The following is a 24,427-nucleotide window of genomic DNA, read 5'->3' as shown; positions in this document are numbered from 1 at the left end:
CCGGTCCGTTTGCCGGCAATGACTTGTGCAGTCGCCGCGCGAGGCATAAGTTTGATTGATGAGCAGAGCCTTCACCCGCGAAGAGGACAGCGAAAACGCCATCGCCGGCATCGGCGAGCGGCCGATCAGCCATCACCGCAATCTGGTGACGGAACGCGGCCTGGCGATGATCGACGCCGAACTGGCTGCCCTGCGCGATGATTTGGGCAGGGCGGAGAAGAGGGCGGATCGCGAGCGCATCGCGTTGATCTCGCGCGACCTGCGCTACTGGACGGCGCGTCGTGAAAGCGCCGAGCTTTCCCTACCGGAACCGGGCAGCGACCTGGTTCGCTTTGGCATGGGTGTCACGCTGGAAGGCGATGACGGCCGGAAGGTACATTGGAAGATAGTCGGCGAGGATGAGGCCGATCCGGCCAAGGGCACAATTTCCCATGTATCACCCATGGCGATGGCCTTGTTCGGCAAGAAGGTCGGTGAAATCGCCGTAGTGAACGGCAAGGAATGGGAAATCGTCAAGCTGACTGCCAGTTAGTCCTCGACCTTGACGACATGATCGCGGAAAAAAGCCGCCGCACCGGCCTCGTCGATCTCGCCGGCGGCGACCATCATGACGAATTCATAAATCGTGCCGTTGTCGGCCGTCAGCGTATAGCCGTTGACAATCAGGAATGCGCCGGCGGCGACGATGGCCGTGCGCTTGTTGCCGTCGACAAAGGCATGATTTCTGGCGATGCCGAAGACATAGGCCGCAGCCAAATCCTCGATCGATGGATCACCGTAGTTGGCTTTGTTCTCGGCGCGGGCGAGCGCCGATTCGAGAGCATTCTCGTCTCTCAGACCCTGCGCGCCGCCATGCCGACGCAGCTGCTCCGCGTGCATCGCTTCCACGGCGCGCCGGCTCAGGAATTGCCAGCTCATTCGGCGAGCTTCTGAAGCGCTATCTTGTACTTGTCCATCACCTCGCGGGCAGCTTTCATTTGCCGCTCGAAGCTATCGTCCACCGGCTTCAGCGCAAGGCCGTCACCTGTTTCAACGATTTGAAGCTGGTCGCCAGCCTTCAGGTTTAAACGATCGAGAAGCTCCCTCGGCAGGATCACGCCTTCGGAATTGCCGATCTTGCGGATAGTCGTGTTCACGGCGCTGCACCCTTGTTGCAACGCAAATTATAACGCGATCCGCTCTCCGTTACAACGGATATTATAACAGGGTCAGCCCACTTAGAGCAGCCGATCCATCAGCCGCTCCGCCGCTTCCGGGATGACGGTGCCCGGCGGGAAGATTTCCGCGGCACCCGCCTGCCGCACCGCATCGTAATCCTGCGGCGGGATGACGCCGCCGGCGACGATCAGCATGTCATCGCGGCCAAGCTTCTTCAACGCATCCTTGAGTTCGGGAATAAGCGTCAGGTGCCCCGCTGCGAGTGAGGAAGCGCCGACGATATGCACGTCGTGCTCGACCGCGAGCCTGGCGATCTCTTCCGGCGTCTGGAACATCGCCCCGACAGTGACGTCGAAGCCGAGATCGGCAAAGGCGGTGGCGATGACCTTTTGGCCGCGGTCGTGGCCGTCCTGTCCCATTTTGGCGACGAGAATGCGCGGCTTGCCGCCGGACTTCTCCTCGAACGCCACGATCTTGTCCTGCAGCCGGTCGACCACCGGACTGTCGCCGAGTGCCTTGCGATAGATGCCGGAGATCGTCTGGACCGAGGCGACATGGCGGCCGAAGACCTTTTCCAGCGCCAGCGAAATCTCGCCGACCGTGGCGTTGGCGCGTGCGGCGCGGATGGCGAATTCCAGCAGGTTTTCGCCGCTCTCCGCAGCACGGCTCAGCGCATCCAGTGCGCTCTCGACCGCGCCGACGTCGCGTGTGCCTTTCAATCTTTGCAGCTTCGACAATTGCCGGGCCCTGACTTCGGCATTGTCGATCTTCAGCACGTCGACTTCGATGTCCGTCCCGGGGCGATGGGCATTGACGCCGACCAGTATCTGTTCGCCGGAATCGATCCGTGCCTGCGTGCGCGCGGCGGCCTCTTCAATGCGCAGCTTGGGTATGCCTTTTTCGGTTGCGGAGGCCATGCCGCCCAGGCTCTCGATCTCTTCGATATGGGTAAGCGCGCGCGCCGCCAGGTCATGCGTCAGCCGTTCGACATAGGCAGAGCCTCCCCACGGGTCGATAATGCGGGTGGTGCCCGATTCCTTTTGCAGGATGAGCTGCGTGTTGCGGGCAATGCGCGCCGAATGGTCCGTCGGCAGCGCCATCGCCTCATCGAAGGCGTTGGTGTGCAGCGATTGCGTATGACCCTGCGTCGCCGCCATCGCCTCGATCATGGTGCGGATGATGTTGTTGTAGGGATCCTGTGCCGTTAGCGACCAGCCCGAAGTCTGGCAATGGGTGCGCAGCGACAGCGAGCGCTCGTCCTTCGGCGCAAAATTCTTAAGCATCAGGCTCGACCACAAAAGGCGGGCTGCCCTCAGCTTGGCGACCTCCATGAAGAAATTCATGCCGATTGCCCAGAAGAACGAAAGGCGTGGCGCGAAACGGTCGATATCGAGACCTGCTGCGACGCCGGCGCGGGCATATTCGATGCCGTCGGCGATCGTATAGGCAAGCTCGAGGTCGGCGGTCGCCCCTGCCTCCTGCATGTGATAGCCGGAGATCGAAATCGAATTGAACTTCGGCATGTGCTGCGAGGTGTAGGAGAAGATGTCTGATACGATCCGCATCGAAGGTTGTGGCGGGTAGATGTAGGTGTTGCGCACCATGAACTCCTTCAGAATGTCGTTCTGAATGGTTCCGGCAAGATCCTTCTGCGCAACGCCCTGTTCTTCCGCCGCCACGATGTAGAGCGCCATGATTGGCAGCACCGCGCCGTTCATGGTCATCGACACCGTCATCTCGTCGAGCGGGATGCCGTCGAAGAGCTGGCGCATGTCGAGGATGGAATCGATGGCAACGCCGGCCATGCCGACATCGCCGGCAACGCGCGGATGATCGCTGTCGTAGCCGCGATGCGTGGCGAGGTCGAAAGCGACCGACAGCCCCTTCTGGCCGGCTGCAAGGTTGCGCCGGTAAAAGGCGTTCGACTCCTCCGCCGTCGAAAAGCCGGCATATTGCCGGATCGTCCAGGGCTGCTGGACATACATGGTCGGGTAGGGGCCGCGCACGAATGGCGGCAGGCCCGGATAAGTGTCGAGATGCGGCAGCCCCTTGAGGTCGCCCTGGTTGTACAAATGCTTGACGGCCAGTCCTTCCGGCGTCATCCGCTGGCCCCTGATCTCGATCGGCGCCCGGCGCGGCGCCGACCAGCCGATCTGGCTGAAATCCGGGATCATGATGCTGCTCCGATCGATTGATCGATGCGGATCGGAAACAGCGGCTCGCACACCGCCACGCCTTCGGTGAAGGCGGGCCGCCGTTCCGCTGCCAGCGTTTCGACCGGACGTTCGGTCTTCAACGGATGAAGCGTCGTGCCGATGATGGCCCGCTCGCCCGCCTGATAGGCGGCATTGCGGCGCGCGGAGGCCGCCTGAACCCGTTTCTGGATGTGTCCATGCTGCAGACTGGACAGCACGCCACCTTCCGCCTCGATCCGCTGGAATTCTTCCCAAGCCGCTTCGCAGAGGCTCAATGTCAGCGCTTCGACGGCGCCCGAACCGCAAGCAGGCTCAGCGACGTGATCGATATGACTTTCGTTGGCCATGATCAGTTGCGCGTTGCGGGCGACACGGCGGGCAAAGCCCGCCGGCAAGCCATGCGTGATCGTATGCGGCAGGATGGAGATCGAATCGGCCCCGCCGGCCGCCGCGGCAAAGCCGGCGATTGCCGTGCGCAGGATATTTGTCTCCGGGTCCGCCGAAGTCATCATGCGGAAGGACGTCTCGGCATGGATGCTGGCGGTCGAGGCGGAGATCGAGCATGCCTCCTGAACACGCGCCCACAGCCTGCGCAGGGCCCTTACCTTGGCCATCGACACGAACTGGTCCTGGTCGACGCTCAGTGCAAAGCCGATATGGGGCGCCGCATAGACAAGCGGCTGGCGCGCCTCTTCGAACATCCGGAGATAGGAGACCGCCGAAGCCATCATGGTGCCCAGCTCCTGCGCTTCGGTGGCGCCGGCATTGTGGAAGACGCGCCCGTCCGCCTCCAGCAGAACCCCGGGCACGCCCATCGAAAAAAAATGCGCCAGGGATTGCGGCATCGACGCCTGCAGCGCCTCGATCGACATGCGCAACCGGCCGGTTCCGGCAAATATGGCCGCCGGATCGATGCCGAAGGAAAGGTTTAGCTTTGCCGGGTCTGACCGGCGCTTGCTCAAAAATGCAACCAGCCAGTCGGCCACGGCGCGGCTCCAGGGATGGGCGTCGATGCGGATCTGGATGCGGTTGAGCGGCACCCCGTCCAGCACTGTCTCGAGCGCCTCGGCAGTCCTCGGCAGGCCATAGCCGAACGCGTTCGGCGCGCCTTCGAAGACGAGCGACAATCCGGTGGCGCCCTGTGCGACGTCTTCCAGGGCCTGCGCCTTGGCACGGCCGATATCCGGGTCGTCGATACGCTGGCTGACGAACCACGGCAACCTGGGATTTGCCCGCGCGAGAGGCTCTGCGGCGGCCGAACGCTCGTAGAGCGGTTCGATGCGAATCGCATCGTCCGTGTGGGACACGAGCTTTTCCTCGAAGGATCCGCCGGCTAAGGCTTTCTCCGCAAGGGCCAGCCACCGCAGCCGGTCAGGGTTCGGAAGCTCGGCATCGTGGTTCAAGGCACCGGCGCCCATCCGCTCTCCTCGTCTACAGCGCCGCGCGCCCTTTGGACGAGCAAAGAACGCTGGAGCACTTCTGATCCTGCGCACGATCCCCGGCGAAAATCGATTCCGATTTTCGGGGTCATGCGCTTGTCGGCCCACAGGCCTGGAACGTCAGTCTATGGTTCCCCGTCCCATATCACAATGCAACACGCCTGCGACGATGAACCGTCAACCGATTGCCAAACATGCGGAAAATCCGCAAGCTCCAAAAACCCAATTTCGACTATGGCCATTGTCGCTGCGCAATGGCGTCATTATACCTGCGGCGAGCCCCACCAGTTTCAATACGTCAGGGCGTTCAACACTTCAGGTTTGCGGAGACCGGACAGATGGCCGACGACACCAGCATTTTCATAGGAGCCAGCCGCAAGCCGGACGACAGCTACCAGCGCCCCGAACGCCTTTTGCTGCAATATGGCAATCGTCACGGCATGATCACCGGCGCGACCGGCACAGGCAAGACCGTGACCTTGCAGATATTGGCGGAAAGTTTCTCCAATGCTGGCGTGCCGGTCTTCTGTGCCGACATCAAGGGCGACCTGTCAGGCATCGCCATGATGGGGACGGCGCAGGATTTTCTGGTCAAGCGAGCCAAGCAGATCAAGCTCGATCCGTATGAATTCCAGGAGTTCCCGGTCATCTTCTGGGATTTGTTCGGCGAGCAGGGCCATCCGATCCGCGCCACCGTCTCGGAAATGGGGCCGCTGCTTCTGTCGCGCCTGATGAACCTTTCCGAGGCGCAGGAGGGCATCATGAACATCGCCTTTCGTATTGCCGACGAAGAAGGCCTGCTGCTGCTGGATTTGAAGGATCTGCAGGCGCTTCTTGCCAACATTGCCGATCGCGCCCAGGAGATCGGGGCTCGCTACGGCAACGTCACCAAACCTTCGGTCGGCGCGATCCAGCGCACTTTGCTGGTCCTGGAGCAGCAGGGGGCGACGAACTTCTTCGGCGAGCCGGCATTGCGGATCGCCGATATCATGCGCACCACCCGCGACGGCCGTGGCGCCATCAGCGTGCTTGCCGCCGACAAGCTGATGATGAATCCCCGCCTCTACGCGACATTCCTCTTGTGGCTGATGTCGGAACTGTTCGAGGAGCTTCCCGAAGTCGGCGACCCCGACAAGCCAAAGCTGGTCTTCTTCTTCGATGAGGCGCACCTTTTGTTCGAGGACGCGCCGAAGGTGCTGATCGACCGGGTCGAACAGGTGGTCCGCCTGATTCGCTCGAAGGGCGTCGGCGTTTATTTCGTCACCCAAAATCCGCTGGATATCCCTGAAACGGTGCTGGCCCAGCTCGGCAACCGGGTGCAGCACGCGCTTCGCGCCTACACGCCGCGAGAGCAGAAGGCGGTGAAGACGGCCGCCGACACGTTCAGGCCCAATCCCGACTTTAGCTCCGCGACCGTGATCACGCAGCTCGGCACTGGCGAGGCGCTGGTCTCGACGCTGGAAGCCAAAGGTGCTCCGTCCATGGTCCAGCGGACATTGATTCGCCCGCCGTCGTCCCGCCTTGGTCCGATCACGCCTGACGAACGCCGCAAGCTGATCACCGAGAGCCCGGTTGCGGGGCAATACGACGAGACCATCGATCGCGAATCGGCTTTCGAGATGCTGCAGAAAAAAGCCAAGGATGCTCTCGATGCAGAGGCGCAGCAGCAGGAGAGCGGCCGCTCGCGCTGGACTATTCCGGGCTTCGGCAATGATGATCCACCCCCGCAGACCACCGGCGGCGGGCGGCCACCGGCGCGGCGCGCGTCCAATCGCCAGACGGTGGCGGAGGCGGCGATCAAATCGGTGGTTCGTTCGGTCGGCTCGTCCGTGGGACGAGCAATCGTTCGCGGCATTCTCGGCAGCCTCTCCAGAGGCCGCTGAGAAACCCTAGCTGAATTGCCATAAATGCAGAACCGGGTAGCCATTATGGGGAGACTCCTTATAACGGTTGACGAGATTGCGATAACCAAGGGGAGACGATGCGTTACATACGTCCGCTTTCAATCGAAGACGCCGTTGGCCAGTTGACCGGCTCGTCCGGCACAGCCGCCATTCTCGCCGGAGGCAGCGACCTGCTGGTGAGGATGAAAGGCGGTTTTATCGAACCCGAGCTGATCGTCGACATCAAGGCGATCGAAGGCTTGAGCGAAATCCGGGAAACGGCTGATGGCTTCAGCATAGGCGCGGCAGTCCCCTGCGCCGTGCTGGGCGAGAGCAAGGCTTTGAAGATGGCGTGGCCCGGTGTCGTCGAAGCCGCGAACCTGATCGGCTCGAAGCAGGTACAGGGGCGATGCACCATCGTCGGCAATCTCTGCAACGCCTCGCCGGCCGCCGACAGCGTGCCGGCGCTGGTGGCCGCCGGCGCAAAGGCGTTGGTTGTCGGGCCGGGCGGCAAGCGCACAATCCCAGTGGAAGCCGTGCCGACCGCGCCGGGCAAGACGTCGTTGGCCAAGGGAGAGATCATCGAGGCGATCCTTCTGGATGGGCGCGCGCCGCGCTCCGGCGACGCCTATCTGCGTTTCATTCCACGTACGGAGATGGACATCGCGGTGGTCAGCGCCGGCGTGAACCTGACGCTCGACGAGCACGGCGTCGTCAAAGCGGCCCGCTTGGCGCTGGGCGCTGTGGCGGCGACGGTGCTTCTGGTCGAAGAGGCGGCTGAGGTTCTCATCGGCTCCAAGCTGGACGAAACGACGCTAGAGCGGCTCGCCAAAGTCTGCTCGGGGGCGTGTCGTCCCATTGACGACAAGCGTGGCACCGTCGAATTCAGAAGAAAAGTTGCGGGCGTGTTGGCCAAGCGGGCGGCCACGACCGCCTATGCACGTGCAGGGGGCAAATGATGGCTGGGGTTGCAGTTTCAACGACGATTAACGGCGACAATGTCGAGTACCTTTGCCAGCCGGACGAGACTTTGCTCGATGTGTTGCGCGATCGTCTGGGATTGACGGGCGCCAAGGAAGGCTGCGGTACCGGCGATTGCGGCGCCTGCAGCATCATCCTCGACGATCGGCTGGTGTGCTCGTGCCTGGTGCTCGGCGCGGAGGCTGAAGGCCGGCGCGTCGATACCGTCGAGGGCATGGCGCATGGCGATAGGCTGCATACGCTGCAGCAAAAGTTCCTGGAGCACGCAGCACTGCAATGCGGCATCTGCACGCCGGGTTTCCTGATCGCCGCCAAGGACCTTTTGGCCAAGAACCCCGATCCGACCGAGGAGGAAATCCGCTTCGGCCTCGCCGGGAATCTCTGCCGCTGCACCGGCTATGACAAGATCGTGCGCGCCGTCCAGGACGCCGCCAGTGTGATGAAGGAAGCCTGAGATGAATTTCGATCCGCGTTATTCGGGACGCAATTTCTCTTCCGTCGGCACGCGCCCCGTCCGTCCCGACGGCGTCGACAAGGTGACGGGCCGCGCCCGCTACGGCGCCGACTTCAATATGGCCGGGCAACTGGTCGGGCGTGTTCTCAGAAGCCCCCACGCGCATGCCACGATCAGGAGGATCGACACGTCGAAGGCGGAAAGGCTAGCCGGCGTCAAGGCGGTGATCACGGCGGCCGACTTGCCCGACCTCACCGATGGCGATGCCGCCATGTACGACATCCTCGACAACTGCATGGCGCGCAAGAAGGCGCTTTATGACGGCCATGCGGTGGCCGCGGTCGCGGCGGTCGACGCCCGCACAGCCAGGCAAGCGCTGAAGCTGATCGAGGTCGACTATGAGGTGTTGCCGCATGTGATTGATGTCGACGAGGCGATGAGGCACTCCGCGCCCTTGCTCAACGAAGCCATCTTCACCGAAGGCCTTGAGGAAAAGCCCGTCAAGCCCTCCAACGTCACCAAACGCACTCAGTTTGGCCATGGCGACATCCATGAAGGGTTCGGTCAGGCCGATTTCATCGTCGAGCGCTCCTTCAAGACCGAGCAAACGCACCAGGGCTATATCGAACCGCATGCCTGCGTCGCGAGCGTCAGCTCCGACGGCACCGCCGATCTCTGGGTCTGCACGCAGGGCCATTTCGTCTACCGCCAGCACTGCGCGCAGCTGCTCGGCATGGAAGCTTCCAAGCTGCGCGTCACCTCGTCGGAGATCGGTGGCGGTTTCGGCGGCAAGACTCATGTCTGGGCCGAGCCGGTCGCGCTGGCGCTGTCGCGCAAGGCCGGCCGGCCGGTCAAGCTGGTCATGACGCGCGACGAGGTGTTCCGCGCCTCTGGGCCGACAAGCGCCACCTCGATCGACATCAAGATTGGCGCCCGCAAGGATGGCACAATCACCGCTGCCGAGGCGACCTTGCGCTATTCCTGCGGCCCCTATGCCGGCATGTGGGCCGAGATCGGCGCCATGACCGCCTTTGCCTGCTACAGGCTCGAGAACGTCAAGACGGTCGGCTACGAAGTTCTGGTCAACCGACCGAAGACCGCCGCCTATCGCGCGCCGTCAGCGCCGATGGCCGCTTTCGCGGTAGAGAGCGCAATCGACGAACTGGCCAAGCAGATCGGCATGGACCCGGTCGAATTCCGGATCAGGAATGCCGCGCAGGAAGGCACCAGATCGTCCTACGGCCCGGTATATGGCCCGATCGGCATCGGCCCCACGCTCGAAGCGGCGAAGAACCATCCGCACATGAAGGCTCCGCTTGGCAAGAACCAAGGCCGTGGCATGGCTTGCGGCTTCTGGTTCAACTTCGGCGGCCAGACCTGTACGGACCTCAACATCGGCATGGACGGCTCCGTCTCGCTTGCCGTCGGAACCGTCGACGTCGGCGGCTCACGCGCCTCACTGTCGCTGGTGGCCGCGGAAGAACTCGGCATCGCCTATGAGCAGGTCAAGGCGGTGGTCGCCGACACTTCCAGCCTCGGTTACAACGATATGACGGACGGAAGCCGAGGTACCTTCTCGTCCTCCATGGCGACGATCTCGGCCGCCCGCAACGCGATCAAGGTCCTGCGGGAACGCGCCGCGCAGATGTGGGACATTTCCGTCGATGACGTGGCCTGGGAACAGGGTCATGCGGTCGCCAAGGGCGAGAAACACGGCAATCTCGGAAAACTGTCGCTGAGGGAGATCGCGGCCGAGTCGGGCAAAACTGGAGGGCCGATTGCCGGCCACAGCGAACTCGTCGCCGATGGCGCGGGCGTCTCCTTCGCCACCCACATCTGCGATATCGAGGTCGATCCCGAGACCGGCGCCACGAAGGTGCTGCGCTACACCGTCGTCCAGGATGCTGGCAAGGCGGTGCACCCGACCTATGTGGAGGGACAGTACCAGGGGGGTGCTGCGCAAGGCATCGGCTGGGCGCTCAACGAGGAGTATATCTACGGCAAGGACGGGCGGCTTCAGAATGCCGGCTTCCTCGACTATCGCATCCCGGTCTGCTCGGACCTGCCGATGATCGACACGCAGATCCTCGAGATCCCCAATCCCAACCATCCTTACGGGGTGCGCGGTGTTGGCGAGACATCGATCGTGCCGCCGCTGGCGGCGATCGCCAATGCGGTGTCGAACGCCGCGGGCGTGCGGATGACGCATATCCCGATGTCACCGCCGCGCATCCTGGCGGCGATCGAGGCCGAACGGGCAGGCTGATGGTTGAAGTGACGCTCTGGGGATCGCTTGGCGCGGCCGCCGGAGGCAAGAACAAGGTCGAGATCGAAGCAAAGGACATAAGGGAGCTGTTCAGGAAGCTGGCTGAACAGTATCCCGGCCTCGAGCCCTTGATCGACCGCGGCATCGCCGTCGCCATCGACGGTACGATCTATCGCGACACCTGGTCGAAGGAATTGCCAAAAGGCGCTGAAATTTTCTTACTGCCGCGTCTTGCCGGAGGATGACTGGACAACCGTCTTCCCTGCCATCGACGACCAAGATTTTGGCCTGTCATGCTGAGCAGCCACAGCGCGTCCACGCAAACAGACGTAGTTGCGCCAAGATGGATGTAGCGGCCGGCGGTGGTGACCTTGTCCCATCGCGACATCGCTATGAAGCCGTTGGTCTAGGCATGCTCCCTGTGGCGCGACACCTTTTCACGGTTTCCGCAGGTCCGCATGCTGCACCAGCGGCGTTTCCCGCCTCGCGACGTGTCCAGGAAAAACCAGCCGCAGCGCGGACAGGAGCGCAGCCTTTCGCGCGACAGGGTGAAGAAGGCTTCCACCGACAGCACGGCCAGGAAGGCCGTGACGGCAGCCGGGTGCCGCCACTCGACCAAAGTAAGTTCCGGTCGCGTACCGTTCGATAAGATCGACCCGGCGGCAAGCCCGCTCGCCGCACCGGAGAACAGGAAGCTCAGCGCCTCCATCGCGGGGGGCCGGCTTGCGGCGATCGCCCCGAAGATCCGGGCCGACGCCTCCCGAACCGCGTGGACCCCTTCCACGAATGGTTCGCCCGTTATGCTGGCGACCGCTTCTGCCTGGCGGGCATCGGCAAGCCCCGATGCCTTGAACCAGTTTCCAATGTCGTGCGCGGATTTGAGCAGTTCGTTATCCTGCTCGGGCATCCGCCGGTTGAACACAGCGTTCGCGAGATCAAGGGCGGGATGCCCGCCAATGAAGTGCTCCTGCGCCCATCGCGTATGTGCGTTCGCCACGGAACCTTACCTCGTCTGACCTGTTATCCGGTTACAACAGCTGTAACCGCTATAATACGGAAATCCGGTTTCGAGGCCAGGGCGATGTTTCGTCCGGCACGAGAAGGAGGAAATGAGAGATGCAAAACTATCACCACAAGACCCGCCACGAGACCATCAATGTCAAAGGTCTTGATATCTTCTACCGGCATGCCGGCGATCCGGAGAGGCCGGCGATCCTATTGCTGCACGGCTACCCGACCTCGTCTTACATGTATCGCAACATCATCGAGCCATTGGCGGAAACCGCCTATGTCGTTGCGCCGGATCTGCCTGGTTTCGGCTACTCCTCCGCGCCATCCGCCGATGCTTACGACTACACGTTTGAGAACATTGCCGACACGATCGACGCGTTCCTCGCTGTGCTGGACCTCGAGAGGTTCTTCCTGTTTATCCACGATTTCGGCACGCCCGTGGGCTACCATCTCGCGACGCGCCGACCGGACCGCATCCTTGGCCTTGTCGTCCAGAACGGTAATGCACATGAGGAGGGGCTGGGGCAGGGATGGGAAGCCCCGAAGGCGTTCTTTGCCGACCCGACCGAGGAGAACAGGACCAAGCTCCCCGACTGGATGAATTTCGAGACGACCCGATACCAGTATATCGGAGAGCAGCCGCAGCGCCTGGCGTCTCTCTATTCTCCCGAGGGCTGGCACCTCGACTGGGAGCGTCTGTCGCGGCCCGGAATCACCGATATCCAGTTCAAGATCTTCTCAGACTACGGGTCGCACATTGCGCGTTTCCCGACAATCCGGGCCTACCACCGCGAGCATCAGCCGCCATGCCTTCTGCTTTGGGGCAGGCACGACCCCTTCTTTGATATCAACGAGATCATGGCCTACAACCGCATCCTTGATGCGCTGGAGATCCACGTCTTCGAAAGCGGACACCAGCTTTTGGAAACCCATCACAGAGAATGCGCGGCTCTTGTGAGCCGCTTCATGCGCGACGTGGACGCCGGCGTGTTTCGAGATTCCGCCAAGTGACGGCGAACTCGGCGAGGTGCATGAGTGCTTTGGCGTGCCCGGATCGACAGTGAGAGCAGCGATATCCGCTCCTCCAGCGCTTTCGACCAGCTCAGAAAACCGAGTCGGTGATCGCCCTTACCGGGCCAAGGAGGATCGATCCTTCCGGGACGCCCGCATCGATCGGAATGGCCTTGCGGTCTGCCGTGGCAACAAGCTCCTGACCGACACCGGAAGTAACGATCACCGGCGCCTTGCCGGGCACACGGTCATACAGGTCGATAATGTCCTGATTTATCAAGCGAACGCAGCCAGATGATACCGATTTGCCTATGGAGTACCACTCCGGCGAGCCGTGCAGGCGGTAAAGTGTGTCCTGGTTGCCCTGGAAGAGATACAGCGCCCGAGCGCCGAGCGGATTCGTCAGCCCGCCGGGCATGCCGCCATTGTCGACACTGTATTTCGCGAGCTCAGGCTGGCGGGCGATCATTTCGGCCGGCGGGGTCCATTTTGGCCATTTCTGCTTCCACTGGACGACGGCGTCACCAGACCATTCAAAACCGGCGCGTCCCAGCCCGACACCATAACGGATGGCTTGTCCGCCCGGACGCACGAGGTAGAGGTGGTGGCCGGCCGTATCGACGACGATGGTGCCTGGCTGTTGGCCGGTTGGATCGGGAACGATCTGACGCAGAAATTGCTCGTCGATTTTCTCGAACGGTACGCCTGGGACCTCGAACCCACTGTCGCTGATCGGAGCGTACATTGTTGCATAGTCCATGAGCGGCGGCTCGACACTGGCTGGCGGTGGAGGTTCGACCGGCCGCCCTCCTGTCGTGGTGCAGGCGGAAACCGCAATCGAGGCGGCACCGAGCGCAGCGGCGTTTAGAAAGCCACGACGGCTCAGGCGATAGGATTCGATTTCGGTTGTGAACATGGCTGCCTTTTTTAGGTCTCAAATCGAAACAAAACATGAATACGCCAATTGGTACGGCGCCAGCCCTACCAATGCCCGGCGCGATAGGCGGTTCCGATTCTGGCCTGAGGGTGGACAAAGAAAGGCAAAGCTGTGACGGCTCCGTCGCTGTTGCGCCGGGGCAACAGGCCTATAGCGCCAAGCGTTCCATTCCGATTTTTGGGGTCATGCGCTAGGCTCCGGCCAACAGGCCTTCGAGCGAGGGCAGGATCAGGGCCGGCGGAAAGTCCCGGTATTCCTCGGGCTGGTTGGAGCGGTTGATCCAGACTGTCCTGAAGCCGAACTTGGTGGCGCCGGCGACGTCCCAGCGGTTGGATGATTGAAACGACACCGCATCCGGATAAAGGCGCCAGCCTGTCGCGACCATGTCGTAGACCGACGGGTCGGTCTTGAAGCGCCTGACCATATCGACGGAATAGATGTCGTCCAAGAATTGGTCGAGCGCGGCGGATTTGACCGCCGCTTCCAGCATCTCAGGCGAGCCGTTGGAGAGGATCGCCAGTTTCGCGCCCGATGCCTTGAGCGCTTTGAGCACGGTCGGCACCTCCGGATAGCAGTCCAGCCGCCGATAGGAGTCGAGCAGCTTGGCCCTGAGTCCCTTGTCTGCGGAAGGAACCTTGCGCAAGGCAAAATCGAGCGCCTGTTCCGTGAGTTGCCAGAAATCGACATAGGCGCCCATCAGCGTCCTTACCCAGGAATATTCCAGCTGTTTGGCGCGCCAAATCTCCGACAGGAGTTGGCCGTCCGGTCCGATCTGGTCGGCATGGCGGCGTACGGCGGCATGCACGTCGAACAGCGTGCCGTAGGCGTCGAAAACGTAAGCCGCAAAATGCATGACGACAGTTTTGCGGCGAGGCAAGGCCAGGCGCAAGCACAGATTGCAATCCGCATGCCGCTGGCCTCAATAAAACTCGGCCATGCCGGTTGACGGCAGATGCCAAAGCATCTTCCAATGGCGACACAGGACAGTTCTGAAGCGGAACCAAGCGATGACACTGGCGACTGCGGCGCAATCCGCGACATGGACCTTCGTGGACGGCGACTGGTACGAAGGCAATGTCGCCATTCTGGGGCCGCGCAGTCACGCCATGTGGCTCGGCACCAGCGTCTTCGACGGCGCCCGCTGGTTCGAGGGTGTCGCCCCCGACCTCGATCGCCATGCCGCGAGGGTGAACGCCTCGGCGATCGCACTTGGTCTCAAGCCATCCATGAGCGCCGAAAAGATCGTCGGGCTGACCTGGGACGGGCTGAAGAAGTTTGACGGCAAGACGGCAGTCTACATAAGGCCGATGTATTGGGCCGAGCATGGTGGCTATATGGGTGTGCCGGCCGATCCGGCCTCGACCCGTTTCTGCCTTTGCCTCTACGAATCGCCGATGATCTCGCCGGCGGGCTTTTCGGTTACCGTCTCGCCGTTTCGGCGCCCGACCGTCGAGACCATGCCGACCAACGCCAAGGCCGGCTGCCTCTATCCCAACAACGGCCGTGCCATCCTAGAAGCCAAGATGCGCGGCTTCGACAACGCGCTGGTGCTGGACATGCTGGGCAATGTCGCCGAGACCGGAACCTCGAACATTTTCCTGGTCAAGGACGGCCATGTCCTGACCCCGGCGCCGAACGGCACGTTTCTGTCCGGCATCACCCGCTCGCGAACGATGACGCTGCTTGACGAGTATGGGTTCAAGACCACCGAAAAAGCGCTGTCGGTGCGCGAATTCCTCGAGGCGGACGAGATATTCTCGACCGGAAATCATTCGAAAGTCGTGCCGGTCACCCGCATCGAGGATCGTAATCTCCAGCCCGGGCCCGTAGCCAAGAAGGCGCGCGAACTCTATTGGGATTGGGCACATTCGACTTCAGCCGGTTGACCCGATAAAAAGGGAATCGGCGCTTCATTCCGGAGTTGTTCCACATCAATCCAGACCTATGTTAGTCCGGTATCGACACCGGATTTTTCCACGAGGAGTACGACCGATGGCTTTTGAATTGCCCGCCTTGCCCTATGACTACGAGGCCTTGCAGCCTTACATGTCGAAGGAGACGCTGGAGTATCATCACGACAAGCACCACAAGGCCTATGTCGACAACGGCAACAAGCTGGCTGCCGAAGCCGGGCTGGGCGATTTGTCGGTCGAAGACGCTGTAAAACAGTCCTTCGGCAAGAATGCCGGGCTCTTCAACAATGCCGCCCAGCACTACAACCACATCCATTTCTGGAAGTGGATGAAGAAGGGCGGCGGCGGCAACAAATTGCCGGGCGCGCTGCAAAAGGCGTTCGACAGCGACCTTGGCGGCTACGACAAATTCAAGGCGGACTTCATCGCCGCCGGCACCACCCAGTTCGGTTCGGGTTGGGCCTGGGTTTCGGTCAAGGACGGCAAGCTGGCTATTTCGAAGACGCCGAACGGTGAGAACCCGCTGGTCCATGGCGCGACGCCGATCCTGGGCGTCGACGTCTGGGAGCACTCTTATTACATCGACTATCGCAACGCCCGGCCGAAATACCTTGAAGCTTTCGTCGACAGTCTCATCAACTGGGACTACGTTCTCGAAATGTATGAAAAGGCGTAAGCCCGTTGAGTTGCAAAAAGCCCCGGAAACGGGGCTTTTCTTTTGGCTTGAGATCGGCTGCTCATTTCCACGCAAGAACGACTATCGCAAAAATTCACATAACCGTGAGGCGAATTTCCGGAATTTTTAAGCCACCTTTGCCGTTATCGCTAGGGCCGGATCCGGTCCTAAACATCTTCACCATGGAGCCAATGAATGAGAAAGCTTATCCTCGCCATCTCGATGCTCGCCTTCGCCGGTTCGGCGGCGTCTGCCGATCCGATCCAGGAGCGGCAGGCCCTGATGAAGGAACGTGGAAAGATCGCCGGCCAATTGTCGAAAGTGGTTAAGGGCGAGGACCCTTACGACGCCGCTGCCGTGCTGACGGCGTTGCAGGCGCTGCAGGCCAATGCCGAAAAATTCCATGCCAACGTCGACACTCTTTTCCCGGCGGGTAGCGACACCGGCGACACCACAGCTGCTCCCAAGATCTGGGAAGACATGGCCGGCTTCAAGGCGGCTGAACAGAAGTATCTCGCCGACGTCAAGGCTGCTGCCGCTGCTGCCCCCGCGGACGTCGATGCCTTGAAGACACAATTCAACACTATCGGCGGCGATTGCGGCACCTGCCACCAGACATACAGGATAAAGAAGGGCTGATAGCGGGCGATGCGCCTGCTGAAAAAACTCGTCGGCGCCGCCCTTCTTCTGGGCGCCGCCGGCGCGATTGTGGGCTGGTTCCTGTCGGCGCCGGTCAGGCTCGACGCTGAGACCCTGGCGCAGCTCGGCTCCGGCGATGCCGCCAGGGGCAAGCGCATTTTTTATGCCGGCGGCTGCACGTCCTGTCATGCGAAGCCAGGCTCGCAAGGCGATGCCCGCCTTCAACTGGCCGGCGGTCTCGAACTCAAGACACCGTTCGGCACTTTCGTGCCGCCGAACATTTCGCAGGATGCCAGGGACGGTATCGGCGCCTGGTCGGTTGAAGACCTCGCCAACGCCATGCTGAAGGGCGTGTCGCCAACCGGCGAGCATTTTTATCCTGCGTTTCCCTATGCTTCCTACGCGCGCATGAAGCCGGCCGATATTGCCGATCTTCATGCTTTCATGAAGACGCTTCCGGCTGTCGCCGACAAGGCGCCCGCCAATTCGCTGGGATTCCCGTTCAACATCCGTCGCGGCATCGGGCTGTGGAAACGTCTCTACTTGGGCGATCAGCCGGTAGTTTCCTTTCCGGACGGGACGCCGCAGCCGGTGCTGGCAGGTCGTTATCTGGTCGAAGGGGCTGGCCATTGCGGCGAATGTCATACGCCGCGGGATTTTATCGGTGGCAGCAAGAAAAGCCAGTGGCTTGCGGGTGCTGCGGCCGCCGAAGGCAGCGGCATCGTGCCGAACATCACTTCGGGCGAAGGCGGGCTCGGTGACTGGTCAGAGACCGATATCGCCTACTATCTCGAAACCGGCTTCACGCCGGATTTCGATTCCGTGGGCGGCGCCATGGTCGATGTGCAGAGAAACATGGCCGAACTGACGCCCGAGGACCGCGCGGCGATCGCAGCCTACCTGAAAGCCGTCCCGCCGCATCCCGACGGCTATCCCGCGCGCAAGCCGACGAATTAGCACCCGTTAGGCGGTTGGCTCTGGCCTATTCTCAGGCCGGCCGGCCTTCATCAGGTCGAGGATCTTTTCCAGTCGGGCGACGACATCGCTGGTTTCCAGAAGTTGCTGCTTCTGTTCGATGCTGATCGACAGCAGCGGCGCGAGCGTATCGGCTAGGACACCGGGATCGCCGATGGAGGGCAGACCGAGCCGCGCCTTGGGCCTTCGCTGGATCGAGGAAAAATCGATGTTGGCGTAGCTCTGATATGTATCGAGAACCGCGCTCGAACGTGCTGCCGCCTCCGCCGATTGGCCACGCTGCTCTTCAACCGGCGCGACCTCTGCCGCCAGAAAGTCGGCGTTGGCCAGGTGGAGGATCGCGGCTCGCTGGAGGCCGGAAACGGAGACCTTGAGAACACCATCCACCTGCGTTTGGCAATTTATCACGCTTGCAGTGACACCCACTGGATAGAGAGAATCAAGGCTGCCGGGATCATCGTCGGTCGCCCGCCTCTGGGCGACCACAAGAACGCGGCGGTCGCCTGCCATCGCGTGCTCCACCGCGCGCCGCGTTTTGTCCCGGCCCACGAAGACCGGAACAGTCATTTGCGGAAAGAGCACGAAATCCCGCATTGGAAAAATCGGCAGATCCGCGCCGGAGGAAGGGGGTGGGCTGGCCTCGGGCGTCGGGTTTCTGGGCCCAGCACCGACGGGTTGGCTCGCCTGAATCCTTGCAGCCAATACATTCCAGTCGCGGAAGCCGAGGACCCTGGCAATGAGCTCGAGGCTTTCGCTGTGGGACAGGGAAACAGATTTGGCGTTCAGCGCTTCGGACAGTGTTTGCGCCATGGCTTTTGCATCGCGGAAATCGCGCATGGAATGATCCTTTGCTTCGAAGAACGGAAGACGTCAGGGCTTGCATTACTGACCCGTTCGTTCGGGCAAAGGGAGCCTGAAGTGGCTCGATACATTCACCTTACCCCGGAGGGTGCAAGCAGCAGGTTGTATCCACCTGTCTGGAGGGTGCGCTGAAGGTCCGGTGTTGTCAATCCTGCCCGCGCTGCATTCCACGTTCCCGATTTACGGGTGGCGATCGCCCAGGAAATCGAAGCCGGTGTCGAAGAAATGATTGTAGTCGCACGTCATTTCCTCGCCGGGCGCGATGTCGCGCAATGCATATGTCTCCTCGGGTGAGGCGACGTCGCAATTCGGGTCATCGGCATGGTTCATGTAGCGCGCGTCGTCGGCTTCGAAGACGATGTAGTTCGGGTCGCGGCGGTCGGGATAGGAATAACGGTCGAGATAGGCTTTGACCGGTCCGGTCTCGCGTTCATAGACATCGACCGGGATGCGCCGGTCGTAATTGGGGTTGAGCTTCCAAACCAGTGTGCCACGGGGAATGTGGCTCTTGGCAAAAACTCCGATTCCTTGAATGGGCGATTTGTCGAGATAGACGTCGACGAGCATCATGGCAGAAACCTTGGCGTGACTGGGTGATTTTGGGTGGCGCGGCCGTGAAAGCCGCGCATTGGGTAGCGCGCGGCCATCGGAATTGCGAGCAGAAAAATCCGCTGCGCATGACTTCGAGAGGGATCACGCAAATTAAAAACTCGTGACTGTGAGCAAGCGGCAAGGCCGTGCAAGGCTGGCGCGCATTAGCGCTCCTGCAGCGCCAGCCGGACGCCCAAAGCGCAGTAGATTCCGCCAACAACCTTGCCCTGCCATCTCAGCACCGTCGGATTTCGGCGCAGGAAAGTGCCGAGCCGCCCAGCGCTCACTGCAAAGACAACAGTGCTGAAAAGGCCCAGCACGACAAAGACGACTCCCAATGCAGTCAACTGAAGCATGACCGATCCATTTTCAGGCCGCACGAACTGAGGAAGAAATGCGAGGAAGAAAAGCGCGGTCTTGGGGTTGAGCACTTCGGTCAGGATAGCTTGCCGAAATGCTTTTGCGGCGGAGATCGCAAGCGCGCCAGCAGCCGGGTTGGCCGGCGTTTTCTCGATGATCGCGCGAATGCCGAGATAAACGAGGTAGGCCGCACCGGCGTACTTTACGATGCTGAACAGCGCCGCCGACGTGGCAATGATCGCCGAAATCCCGACTATCGCCATGAAGGTGTGAACAACGTCGCCAGCCGCGATCCCGGCGCCGGTTGCGATGCCTACCCTGGTTCCAGAACTGGTTGCCCTCGCCACTGTCAGAAGAGTGGCGGGGCCTGGGATAAAGACAAAGCCAAGCACAACCGCGACATATGCAATCAATGTGGCGAGATCGATCATTGGTTGGCTTCTCCGCAACTTCCCCGCCAATGAAGCCACGTTGCGGAACGCAAGGCAATGACTGCTCATCCGCCGGTGCTCACGCGGCAAGGTCGGCCTTGCCTGCAACCTTCAGCGCAAAGGCATATGTATAGGCGATCTCCTCAAGCCTGGAAAACCGGCCGGATGCGCCGGCATGGCCGGAATCCATGTTGATCTTGAACAGCACCGGATTGTCGCCAGTCTTGCGGTCGCGTAGCCGCGCCACCCATTTTGCCGGCTCCCAGTAGGTGACGCGCGGGTCGGTGAGGCCGGCGAGCGCCAGGATCGGCGGATAATCGAGCGTGGCGACATTGTCATAAGGCGAGTAGGCGGCGATGGTCTGATAATCGTCCCTCGAAGTGATCGGATTGCCCCATTCCGGCCATTCCGGCGGCGTCAGCGGCAAGGTCGCGTCGAGCATGGTGGTGAGCACGTCGACAAACGGAACTTCGGCGATAATACCGCCGAAGCACTCCGGCGCCATATTGGCGACGGCGCCCATCAGCAGGCCGCCGGCCGAGCCACCCTGTGCGACAATGCGGTCATGGGCCGTGTAGCGCTCGGCGACGAGGTGGTGTGCGACTGCGATGAAATCCGTGAACGTGTTCATCTTGTGCGCCCGCTTGCCGTCGTCGTACCAGCCGTAACCCTTGTCCTTACCGCCGCGGACATGCGCGATGGCATAGACGAAGCCGCGATCGATCAATGAAAGGCAGTTGGTGTTGAAGGCGGCCGGCACTGTGATGCCATAGGATCCATAGCCGTAGAGCAGGCAAGGCGCGGATCCGTCGAGCGGCGTTTCGCGGTGATGGATGAGCGAGACCGGCACCAGTTCGCCGTCGGCGGCGGGCGCCATCAGCCGCCGTGTCACATAGTGGTCCGGGTCGTGACCGGACGGCACTTCCTGGGTCTTCAGCAGCACGCGCTCGCGGGTGCGCATGTTGTAGTCGAAGACCTGTGCCGGCGTCGTCATCGACGAGTAGGAAAAGCGCATGATCTCGGTGTCGTATTCGTAGGATCCCGACAGGCCGAGTGAGAAGGCCTCCTCGTCGAAAGAGATGAGGTGCTCCTCGCCGCTCTTGCGATCGCTCACGACGATGCGCGGCAGTCCTTCCTTGCGTTCAAGCCTGACCATATGATCCCTAAAGCCGATCACCGAGAGGATCAGCCGCCCCGCTTCGTGCGGCACCAGTTCCTGCCAGTTGACGCGCACCGGGTCGCTCGCCGGCGCCGTCATCACCTTGAAATCCTTGGCGCCGTCGGCGTTGGTGAGAATGAAGAAGATATCGCCGCCTTCTTCGAGGTCGTATTGCAGGCCAGTCTCGCGCGGGCAAACCAGCTTCGGTTCGGCGAACGGCTCGCTGGCGCTCATCAGCCGGTACTCCGAGGTCTCGTGATCGTTGATGCCGATCATGATCCATTCGTTGGAGCGCGTGCCGCCGACATTCATGAAGAAGCCGGGATCGGTTTCCTCATAGATCAGCCGGTCATTCTGCGGGTCGTCGCCAAGGACATGGAACAGCACCTTGGAGGGGCGATGGTTGGAATCGAGGCGGGTGTAGAAAAATCCGTCATTGCCGGCATCCCACACGCCGCCGCCACCTGTGTCCGGGATCCGGTCCGTCAGTTCGTTGCCGCTGGCAAGATCGCGCACACGAAGCGTAAAGAATTCGGAGCCCTTGTCGTCGAACGCCCACAGGAGCTTGCCGTGATCGGCCGAATGGTCGACGCCGCCGAGGCGAAAATAGGCCTTGCCCTCGGCCTCGAGATCGCCGTCGAGCAGGATCTGCTGATCGCCGCCATCGCGCGGTGTCCGGAAATAACGCGGCTGCTCGCCGCCAAGCTTGAAAGATGACCCATAGGCGTAGGGTCCGTCCTTCATTGGCACGGAAGAATCGTCTTCCTTGATGCGGCCCTTCATCTCCTTGAAGAGCTGCTTCCGCAACGGTGCGGTGTCGGCCATCAAGGCCGCCTGGTAGACGTTCTCGGCTTCGAGATGGGCGCGGATCTGGCCGTCGAGCAGGGACGGGTCCCTGAACATCTCTTGCCAATTATCGGCTCTCAGCCAGGCATAGTCGTCCGTCCGGGTTACCCCATGATGTATATCGAAGACTGGCCGCTTCTCCGGTTGCGGCGGGGTGACAGTCGGAAATGCTGGGGTTCGGGTCATTGCGTCTCGCTGTGGAAGTTACTTGAATTGAGAATGAACACGCCGATCAGCGCGGGTTCAAGAGCCGGAATATATGTTTGCACCGGGCTCCAGAAGATGAGCCGGAGGAGAGAGACAAATGAAATACCGTTTTCACGCCGCCGCGGCTTTCGTCGCCGCTTCGACAGTTTTGGCCTTTGCCGGCCAATCTCATGCAACCGTGTTCGCCGCTTGGCAAGTGACCAACGTTGCGTTTGGCGACACGCTCAACGTGCGCAAATATCCGGCGGCATCGTCTCAGAAGCAGGCCGCCTATCCCAACGGCGCCGTTTTGCAGATGACCGGCAAATGCACCGGCGGCATAAACCTTCTCGACATCGCCAAGCAGCCGGCTTGGAAGCAGGAACAGAAGATCCGTTATCGCTGGTGCGAAGTCTGGCATGATCCGGCACAGAACGGCAATTTCGTCACCGGCTGGGTCTATGGAAAATACATCACCCCGCATTGACGGATCGGTGGCGGTCCGCGGCTGATCTCTGGCTATTCGCAGCAGCGGCCGAGACAAATCGCAACCTATGGTTTCGCGGACACTAAACAACCAGCTAGCGCGCGCGCTACAACCAAGCATAGCGAAGCATTGAGATATTTTTACTAGCCGTAATGGATGTAACGGCAGCTTGACGTTGCGTCAGACGCTGCTGGTCTGACCAGAAAATATCGTAAAGTTACAGAGTGCACGAAAGATTGAAGCTAATCGTGGAATATTTTCTTAACACCGATGAATATAGCACAAGAAGCGAATTGACTTACTTCGTTCACTGGCTCATTAGGATGCTGCGACGCGAATCGCAGAGGCTCTTTCCTGCAAAAATTTCGCGCGGTGCCCGACCTGTCAAAAATAGGGCGCAGATAGAAACACCTTTCGTTGGGGCCATGAAGCCATGGATATTGTCGAAACACCTTCCAGAAATAGTGATGCGCTGATCGAATTGACGGCCGATGTCGTAGCCGCCTATGTCAGCAACAATCCGGTGCCGGTCGGCGAACTGCCGAGCCTTATCGCCGATGTCCATGCCGCCCTCGGGCGCGTGGGCGGGGCCAGTGAACAGCCGCCTGCCGACAAGCAGAAGCCGGCAGTAAACCCGAAACGCTCAGTCCATGACGATTACATCGTCTGTCTTGAAGACGGCAAGAAATTCAAGTCGCTGAAGCGCCATTTGATGACCCACTACGGTCTGACGCCTGACGAATATCGTGAAAAATGGGGCCTGGACGCAAGCTATCCGATGGTTGCTCCCAACTATGCTGCTGCCCGTTCCCAACTTGCCAAGAAGATGGGTCTCGGCCGCAAGCGCAAGGGGCGCTGATAACCGGCACTCTCTCTACTTTGGTTAGATGATCAACGGCGCCTCCGGGCGCCGTTTTGCTTTTGGAGCATTGCTGGCGCGACATGCGTTGCCATGTATCGGCGCCGTCATGCCGGTTGATCGCGCGCTGTTGACCTAATCAGGCGGTCTGCCTCAAGGCCGCCTCGGCGTCGCGCTTGATCCGCTTGACCATAGAACGAAGACCATTGGCGCGTTGCGGCGACAGGTGCTCGTCGAGGCCGAGTGCCTTCAGCGTGGCTTCCGCGTCGGTCTTCTGGATCTCGCTGGCGGGTCGTTTCGAAAACAGCGCCAGCATGATGGCGACGAGGCCGCGCACGATATGGGCGTCCGAATCACCGGCGAAGGTGACGACTGGATCGGGGCCAGGCCCATATTCCGTGGTCAGCCAGACTTGGCTAACGCAGCCGGGCACCTTGTTGACGGAATTGCGTTCCTCATCGGGAAATGGCGGCAGGGCCTCGCCTAGTTCGATCACATAGCGATAGCGGTCTTCCCACTCGTCAAGCAGGGAGAAATCGTCGCGGATCGTTTGGATCGTCGTCGTCATCGCACCGGATATAGTCACCCGGCGACGCCGCGTCACGGAAAAAGAGGAAAAACACCGTAGGCATCGAGAGGGCGATCGGCCTGCGGTGCAGTGATAGACGCGGCTGAAAAGTATCTCAGTTTTTTGCCGGCAAGTCGCCCTTTGCCGGCAAGTCGACGTTGGCGGGCAAGACGATGTCTTCGGGCACGCTGCCGGTCGTTGTCGCCGTGTCGGGTTCGGCGGTCTCGTCGTCCAACATGGCGGCCGCTATCTTGGCGGTCTCCTTGGCCCGGGCGGTGATCGTGTGCATCGCAGACTTGCCGGTCTCGCAGATGTCGGGCTTGCGTTCGCATATGCCGGCAATGTCGCCGACCGCCTCGCGCGCCGCAAACAAGGCCTGGATCGGTCCGACGCTCTGGTGGCCTGCTTCGTCGGAGCCGACACTCAGCGGCAGCGCCAGAAGCACCAGCGAAAACCAGAAAGCCATTCTTATCAGAAAGCCCATCTGTATGCCCTCTCATCCGTGACCGGACCATGCATTCGTGCGGCATGACCTCTTTTA

At 61.2% G+C, this 24,427-nt stretch carries 27 protein-coding genes and 1 tRNA gene; 14 read left to right on the top strand and 14 right to left on the bottom strand.

The window, feature by feature from the left end; genetic code table 11:
- Nucleotides 1-58: 58 nt before the first annotated feature.
- Nucleotides 59-532 (top strand): transcription elongation factor GreA, encoded by a 474-nt coding sequence (gene greA, locus NKH73_RS06330; protein ID WP_352929152.1) that lies wholly within the window; start codon nucleotides 59-61, stop codon nucleotides 530-532.
- On the opposite strand, the gene NKH73_RS06325 is transcribed toward greA, so the two are convergent.
- From NKH73_RS06325 to NKH73_RS06310, 4 genes are all read right to left on the bottom strand, one after another.
- Entirely contained in the window at nucleotides 529-918 is a 390-nt protein-coding gene (locus NKH73_RS06325; protein WP_352929150.1) for a type II toxin-antitoxin system death-on-curing family toxin, read from the bottom strand. The two genes, greA and NKH73_RS06325, sit on opposite strands and share 4 nt — an antisense overlap.
- A complete protein-coding gene (locus tag NKH73_RS06320) occupies nucleotides 915-1,136 on the bottom strand; it encodes an AbrB/MazE/SpoVT family DNA-binding domain-containing protein (RefSeq protein ID WP_352929148.1) in 222 nt (73 codons plus the stop codon). Before NKH73_RS06320 ends, NKH73_RS06325 begins: the two co-directional genes overlap by 4 nt.
- Before the next feature lie 81 nt (nucleotides 1,137-1,217).
- On the bottom strand, nucleotides 1,218-3,332 hold the full coding sequence (scpA, locus tag NKH73_RS06315; protein WP_352929146.1) for a methylmalonyl-CoA mutase: 2,115 nt from the start codon (nucleotides 3,330-3,332) through the stop codon (nucleotides 1,218-1,220).
- Nucleotides 3,329-4,771 (bottom strand): methylmalonyl-CoA mutase subunit beta, encoded by a 1,443-nt coding sequence (locus tag NKH73_RS06310; protein WP_352929144.1) that lies wholly within the window; start codon nucleotides 4,769-4,771, stop codon nucleotides 3,329-3,331. Before NKH73_RS06310 ends, scpA begins: the two co-directional genes overlap by 4 nt.
- 359 nt (nucleotides 4,772-5,130) lie before the next feature.
- On the opposite strand from NKH73_RS06310, the gene NKH73_RS06305 reads away from it, so the two are divergent.
- From NKH73_RS06305 to NKH73_RS06285, 5 genes are all read left to right on the top strand, one after another.
- Nucleotides 5,131-6,675, top strand: coding sequence for a helicase HerA-like C-terminal domain-containing protein (locus NKH73_RS06305; protein ID WP_352929142.1), 1,545 nt, complete (start codon nucleotides 5,131-5,133; stop codon nucleotides 6,673-6,675).
- A 98-nt stretch (nucleotides 6,676-6,773) separates the two neighbouring features.
- Nucleotides 6,774-7,634 carry an FAD binding domain-containing protein gene (locus NKH73_RS06300; protein ID WP_352929140.1) on the top strand — a complete coding sequence of 287 codons (861 nt, stop codon included), beginning with the start codon at nucleotides 6,774-6,776 and terminating at the stop codon, nucleotides 7,632-7,634.
- Nucleotides 7,634-8,110, top strand: coding sequence for a (2Fe-2S)-binding protein (locus NKH73_RS06295; protein WP_352929138.1), 477 nt, complete (start codon nucleotides 7,634-7,636; stop codon nucleotides 8,108-8,110). The genes NKH73_RS06300 and NKH73_RS06295 overlap by 1 nt, the downstream gene beginning before the upstream one ends.
- A gap of 1 nt (nucleotide 8,111) precedes the next feature.
- Entirely contained in the window at nucleotides 8,112-10,376 is a 2,265-nt protein-coding gene (locus tag NKH73_RS06290; protein ID WP_352929136.1) for a xanthine dehydrogenase family protein molybdopterin-binding subunit, read from the top strand.
- Nucleotides 10,376-10,621, top strand: coding sequence for a MoaD/ThiS family protein (locus NKH73_RS06285; RefSeq protein WP_352526126.1), 246 nt, complete (start codon nucleotides 10,376-10,378; stop codon nucleotides 10,619-10,621). The genes NKH73_RS06290 and NKH73_RS06285 overlap by 1 nt, the downstream gene beginning before the upstream one ends.
- 161 nt (nucleotides 10,622-10,782) lie before the next feature.
- Here the strand turns inward: NKH73_RS06285 and NKH73_RS06280 are convergent, their stop codons facing one another.
- Entirely contained in the window at nucleotides 10,783-11,373 is a 591-nt protein-coding gene (locus NKH73_RS06280) for a CGNR zinc finger domain-containing protein (RefSeq protein WP_352929133.1), read from the bottom strand.
- A 119-nt stretch (nucleotides 11,374-11,492) separates the two neighbouring features.
- Between NKH73_RS06280 and NKH73_RS06275 the strand changes: the two genes are divergently transcribed.
- On the top strand, nucleotides 11,493-12,398 hold the full coding sequence (locus tag NKH73_RS06275) for an alpha/beta fold hydrolase (protein ID WP_352929131.1): 906 nt from the start codon (nucleotides 11,493-11,495) through the stop codon (nucleotides 12,396-12,398).
- A gap of 91 nt (nucleotides 12,399-12,489) precedes the next feature.
- Here NKH73_RS06275 and NKH73_RS06270 read toward each other — a convergent pair whose 3' ends face one another.
- The 3 genes from NKH73_RS06270 to NKH73_RS06260 form a co-directional block, all read right to left on the bottom strand.
- Nucleotides 12,490-13,314, bottom strand: coding sequence for a L,D-transpeptidase (locus NKH73_RS06270; RefSeq protein ID WP_352929129.1), 825 nt, complete (start codon nucleotides 13,312-13,314; stop codon nucleotides 12,490-12,492).
- Nucleotides 13,315-13,525: 211 nt separating this feature from the next.
- The gene (locus tag NKH73_RS06265; RefSeq protein WP_352929127.1) at nucleotides 13,526-13,825 is read right to left on the bottom strand and encodes an HAD-IA family hydrolase; all 300 of its coding nucleotides are present in this window, start codon (nucleotides 13,823-13,825) and stop codon (nucleotides 13,526-13,528) included.
- Nucleotides 13,788-13,866: transfer RNA gene (locus tag NKH73_RS06260), tRNA-OTHER, on the bottom strand. Before NKH73_RS06260 ends, NKH73_RS06265 begins: the two co-directional genes overlap by 38 nt.
- A 139-nt stretch (nucleotides 13,867-14,005) precedes the next feature.
- On the opposite strand from NKH73_RS06260, the gene NKH73_RS06255 reads away from it, so the two are divergent.
- From NKH73_RS06255 to NKH73_RS06235, 5 genes are all read left to right on the top strand, one after another.
- On the top strand, nucleotides 14,006-14,281 hold the full coding sequence (locus tag NKH73_RS06255; RefSeq protein WP_352929125.1) for a hypothetical protein: 276 nt from the start codon (nucleotides 14,006-14,008) through the stop codon (nucleotides 14,279-14,281).
- A 61-nt stretch (nucleotides 14,282-14,342) separates the two neighbouring features.
- A complete protein-coding gene (locus tag NKH73_RS06250) occupies nucleotides 14,343-15,221 on the top strand; it encodes a branched-chain amino acid aminotransferase (RefSeq protein WP_352929124.1) in 879 nt (292 codons plus the stop codon).
- A 106-nt stretch (nucleotides 15,222-15,327) separates the two neighbouring features.
- Entirely contained in the window at nucleotides 15,328-15,924 is a 597-nt protein-coding gene (locus NKH73_RS06245; RefSeq protein WP_352929123.1) for a superoxide dismutase, read from the top strand.
- Between the two features lie 195 nt (nucleotides 15,925-16,119).
- Nucleotides 16,120-16,563 carry a c-type cytochrome gene (locus NKH73_RS06240; RefSeq protein WP_352929122.1) on the top strand — a complete coding sequence of 148 codons (444 nt, stop codon included), beginning with the start codon at nucleotides 16,120-16,122 and terminating at the stop codon, nucleotides 16,561-16,563.
- Between the two features lie 9 nt (nucleotides 16,564-16,572).
- The gene (locus tag NKH73_RS06235; protein WP_352929120.1) at nucleotides 16,573-17,520 is read left to right on the top strand and encodes a cytochrome c; all 948 of its coding nucleotides are present in this window, start codon (nucleotides 16,573-16,575) and stop codon (nucleotides 17,518-17,520) included.
- Between the two features lie 6 nt (nucleotides 17,521-17,526).
- On the opposite strand, the gene NKH73_RS06230 is transcribed toward NKH73_RS06235, so the two are convergent.
- From NKH73_RS06230 to NKH73_RS06215, 4 genes are all read right to left on the bottom strand, one after another.
- Complete coding sequence (locus NKH73_RS06230; RefSeq protein WP_352929119.1) at nucleotides 17,527-18,375, bottom strand: LON peptidase substrate-binding domain-containing protein; 849 nt, start codon at nucleotides 18,373-18,375, stop codon at nucleotides 17,527-17,529.
- A gap of 204 nt (nucleotides 18,376-18,579) precedes the next feature.
- Complete coding sequence (locus NKH73_RS06225) at nucleotides 18,580-18,969, bottom strand: SET domain-containing protein (protein ID WP_352929118.1); 390 nt, start codon at nucleotides 18,967-18,969, stop codon at nucleotides 18,580-18,582.
- Nucleotides 18,970-19,154: 185 nt separating this feature from the next.
- Nucleotides 19,155-19,781, bottom strand: a complete 627-nt coding sequence (locus NKH73_RS06220; protein WP_352929117.1) for a LysE family translocator — start codon at nucleotides 19,779-19,781, stop codon at nucleotides 19,155-19,157.
- A 79-nt stretch (nucleotides 19,782-19,860) separates the two neighbouring features.
- Nucleotides 19,861-21,972, bottom strand: a complete 2,112-nt coding sequence (locus NKH73_RS06215; protein ID WP_352929116.1) for a S9 family peptidase — start codon at nucleotides 21,970-21,972, stop codon at nucleotides 19,861-19,863.
- A 118-nt stretch (nucleotides 21,973-22,090) separates the two neighbouring features.
- Here NKH73_RS06215 and NKH73_RS06210 point away from each other — a divergent pair, with 118 nt between their 5' ends.
- Together NKH73_RS06210 and NKH73_RS06205 are read left to right on the top strand one after the other, a co-directional pair.
- Nucleotides 22,091-22,459: an SH3 domain-containing protein gene (locus NKH73_RS06210; protein WP_352929115.1), complete on the top strand. Its 369-nt coding sequence runs from the start codon at nucleotides 22,091-22,093 to the stop codon at nucleotides 22,457-22,459.
- Nucleotides 22,460-22,892: 433 nt separating this feature from the next.
- Entirely contained in the window at nucleotides 22,893-23,318 is a 426-nt protein-coding gene (locus NKH73_RS06205; protein ID WP_287244296.1) for a Ros/MucR family transcriptional regulator, read from the top strand.
- A 139-nt stretch (nucleotides 23,319-23,457) separates the two neighbouring features.
- On the opposite strand, the gene NKH73_RS06200 is transcribed toward NKH73_RS06205, so the two are convergent.
- Entirely contained in the window at nucleotides 23,458-23,886 is a 429-nt protein-coding gene (locus NKH73_RS06200) for a SufE family protein (protein ID WP_352929840.1), read from the bottom strand.
- A 115-nt stretch (nucleotides 23,887-24,001) separates the two neighbouring features.
- A complete protein-coding gene (locus tag NKH73_RS06195) occupies nucleotides 24,002-24,370 on the bottom strand; it encodes a DUF5330 domain-containing protein (protein ID WP_352929113.1) in 369 nt (122 codons plus the stop codon).
- Nucleotides 24,371-24,427: the final 57 nt, after the last annotated feature.

Source organism: Mesorhizobium sp. M0938 (assembly GCF_040319125.1).
GTDB classification, from domain to species: Bacteria; Pseudomonadota; Alphaproteobacteria; order Rhizobiales; family Rhizobiaceae; genus Mesorhizobium; species Mesorhizobium robiniae.
Note: the sequence above shows the minus strand (reverse complement) of the source record. Positions and strands in the feature narration are given on the sequence as shown.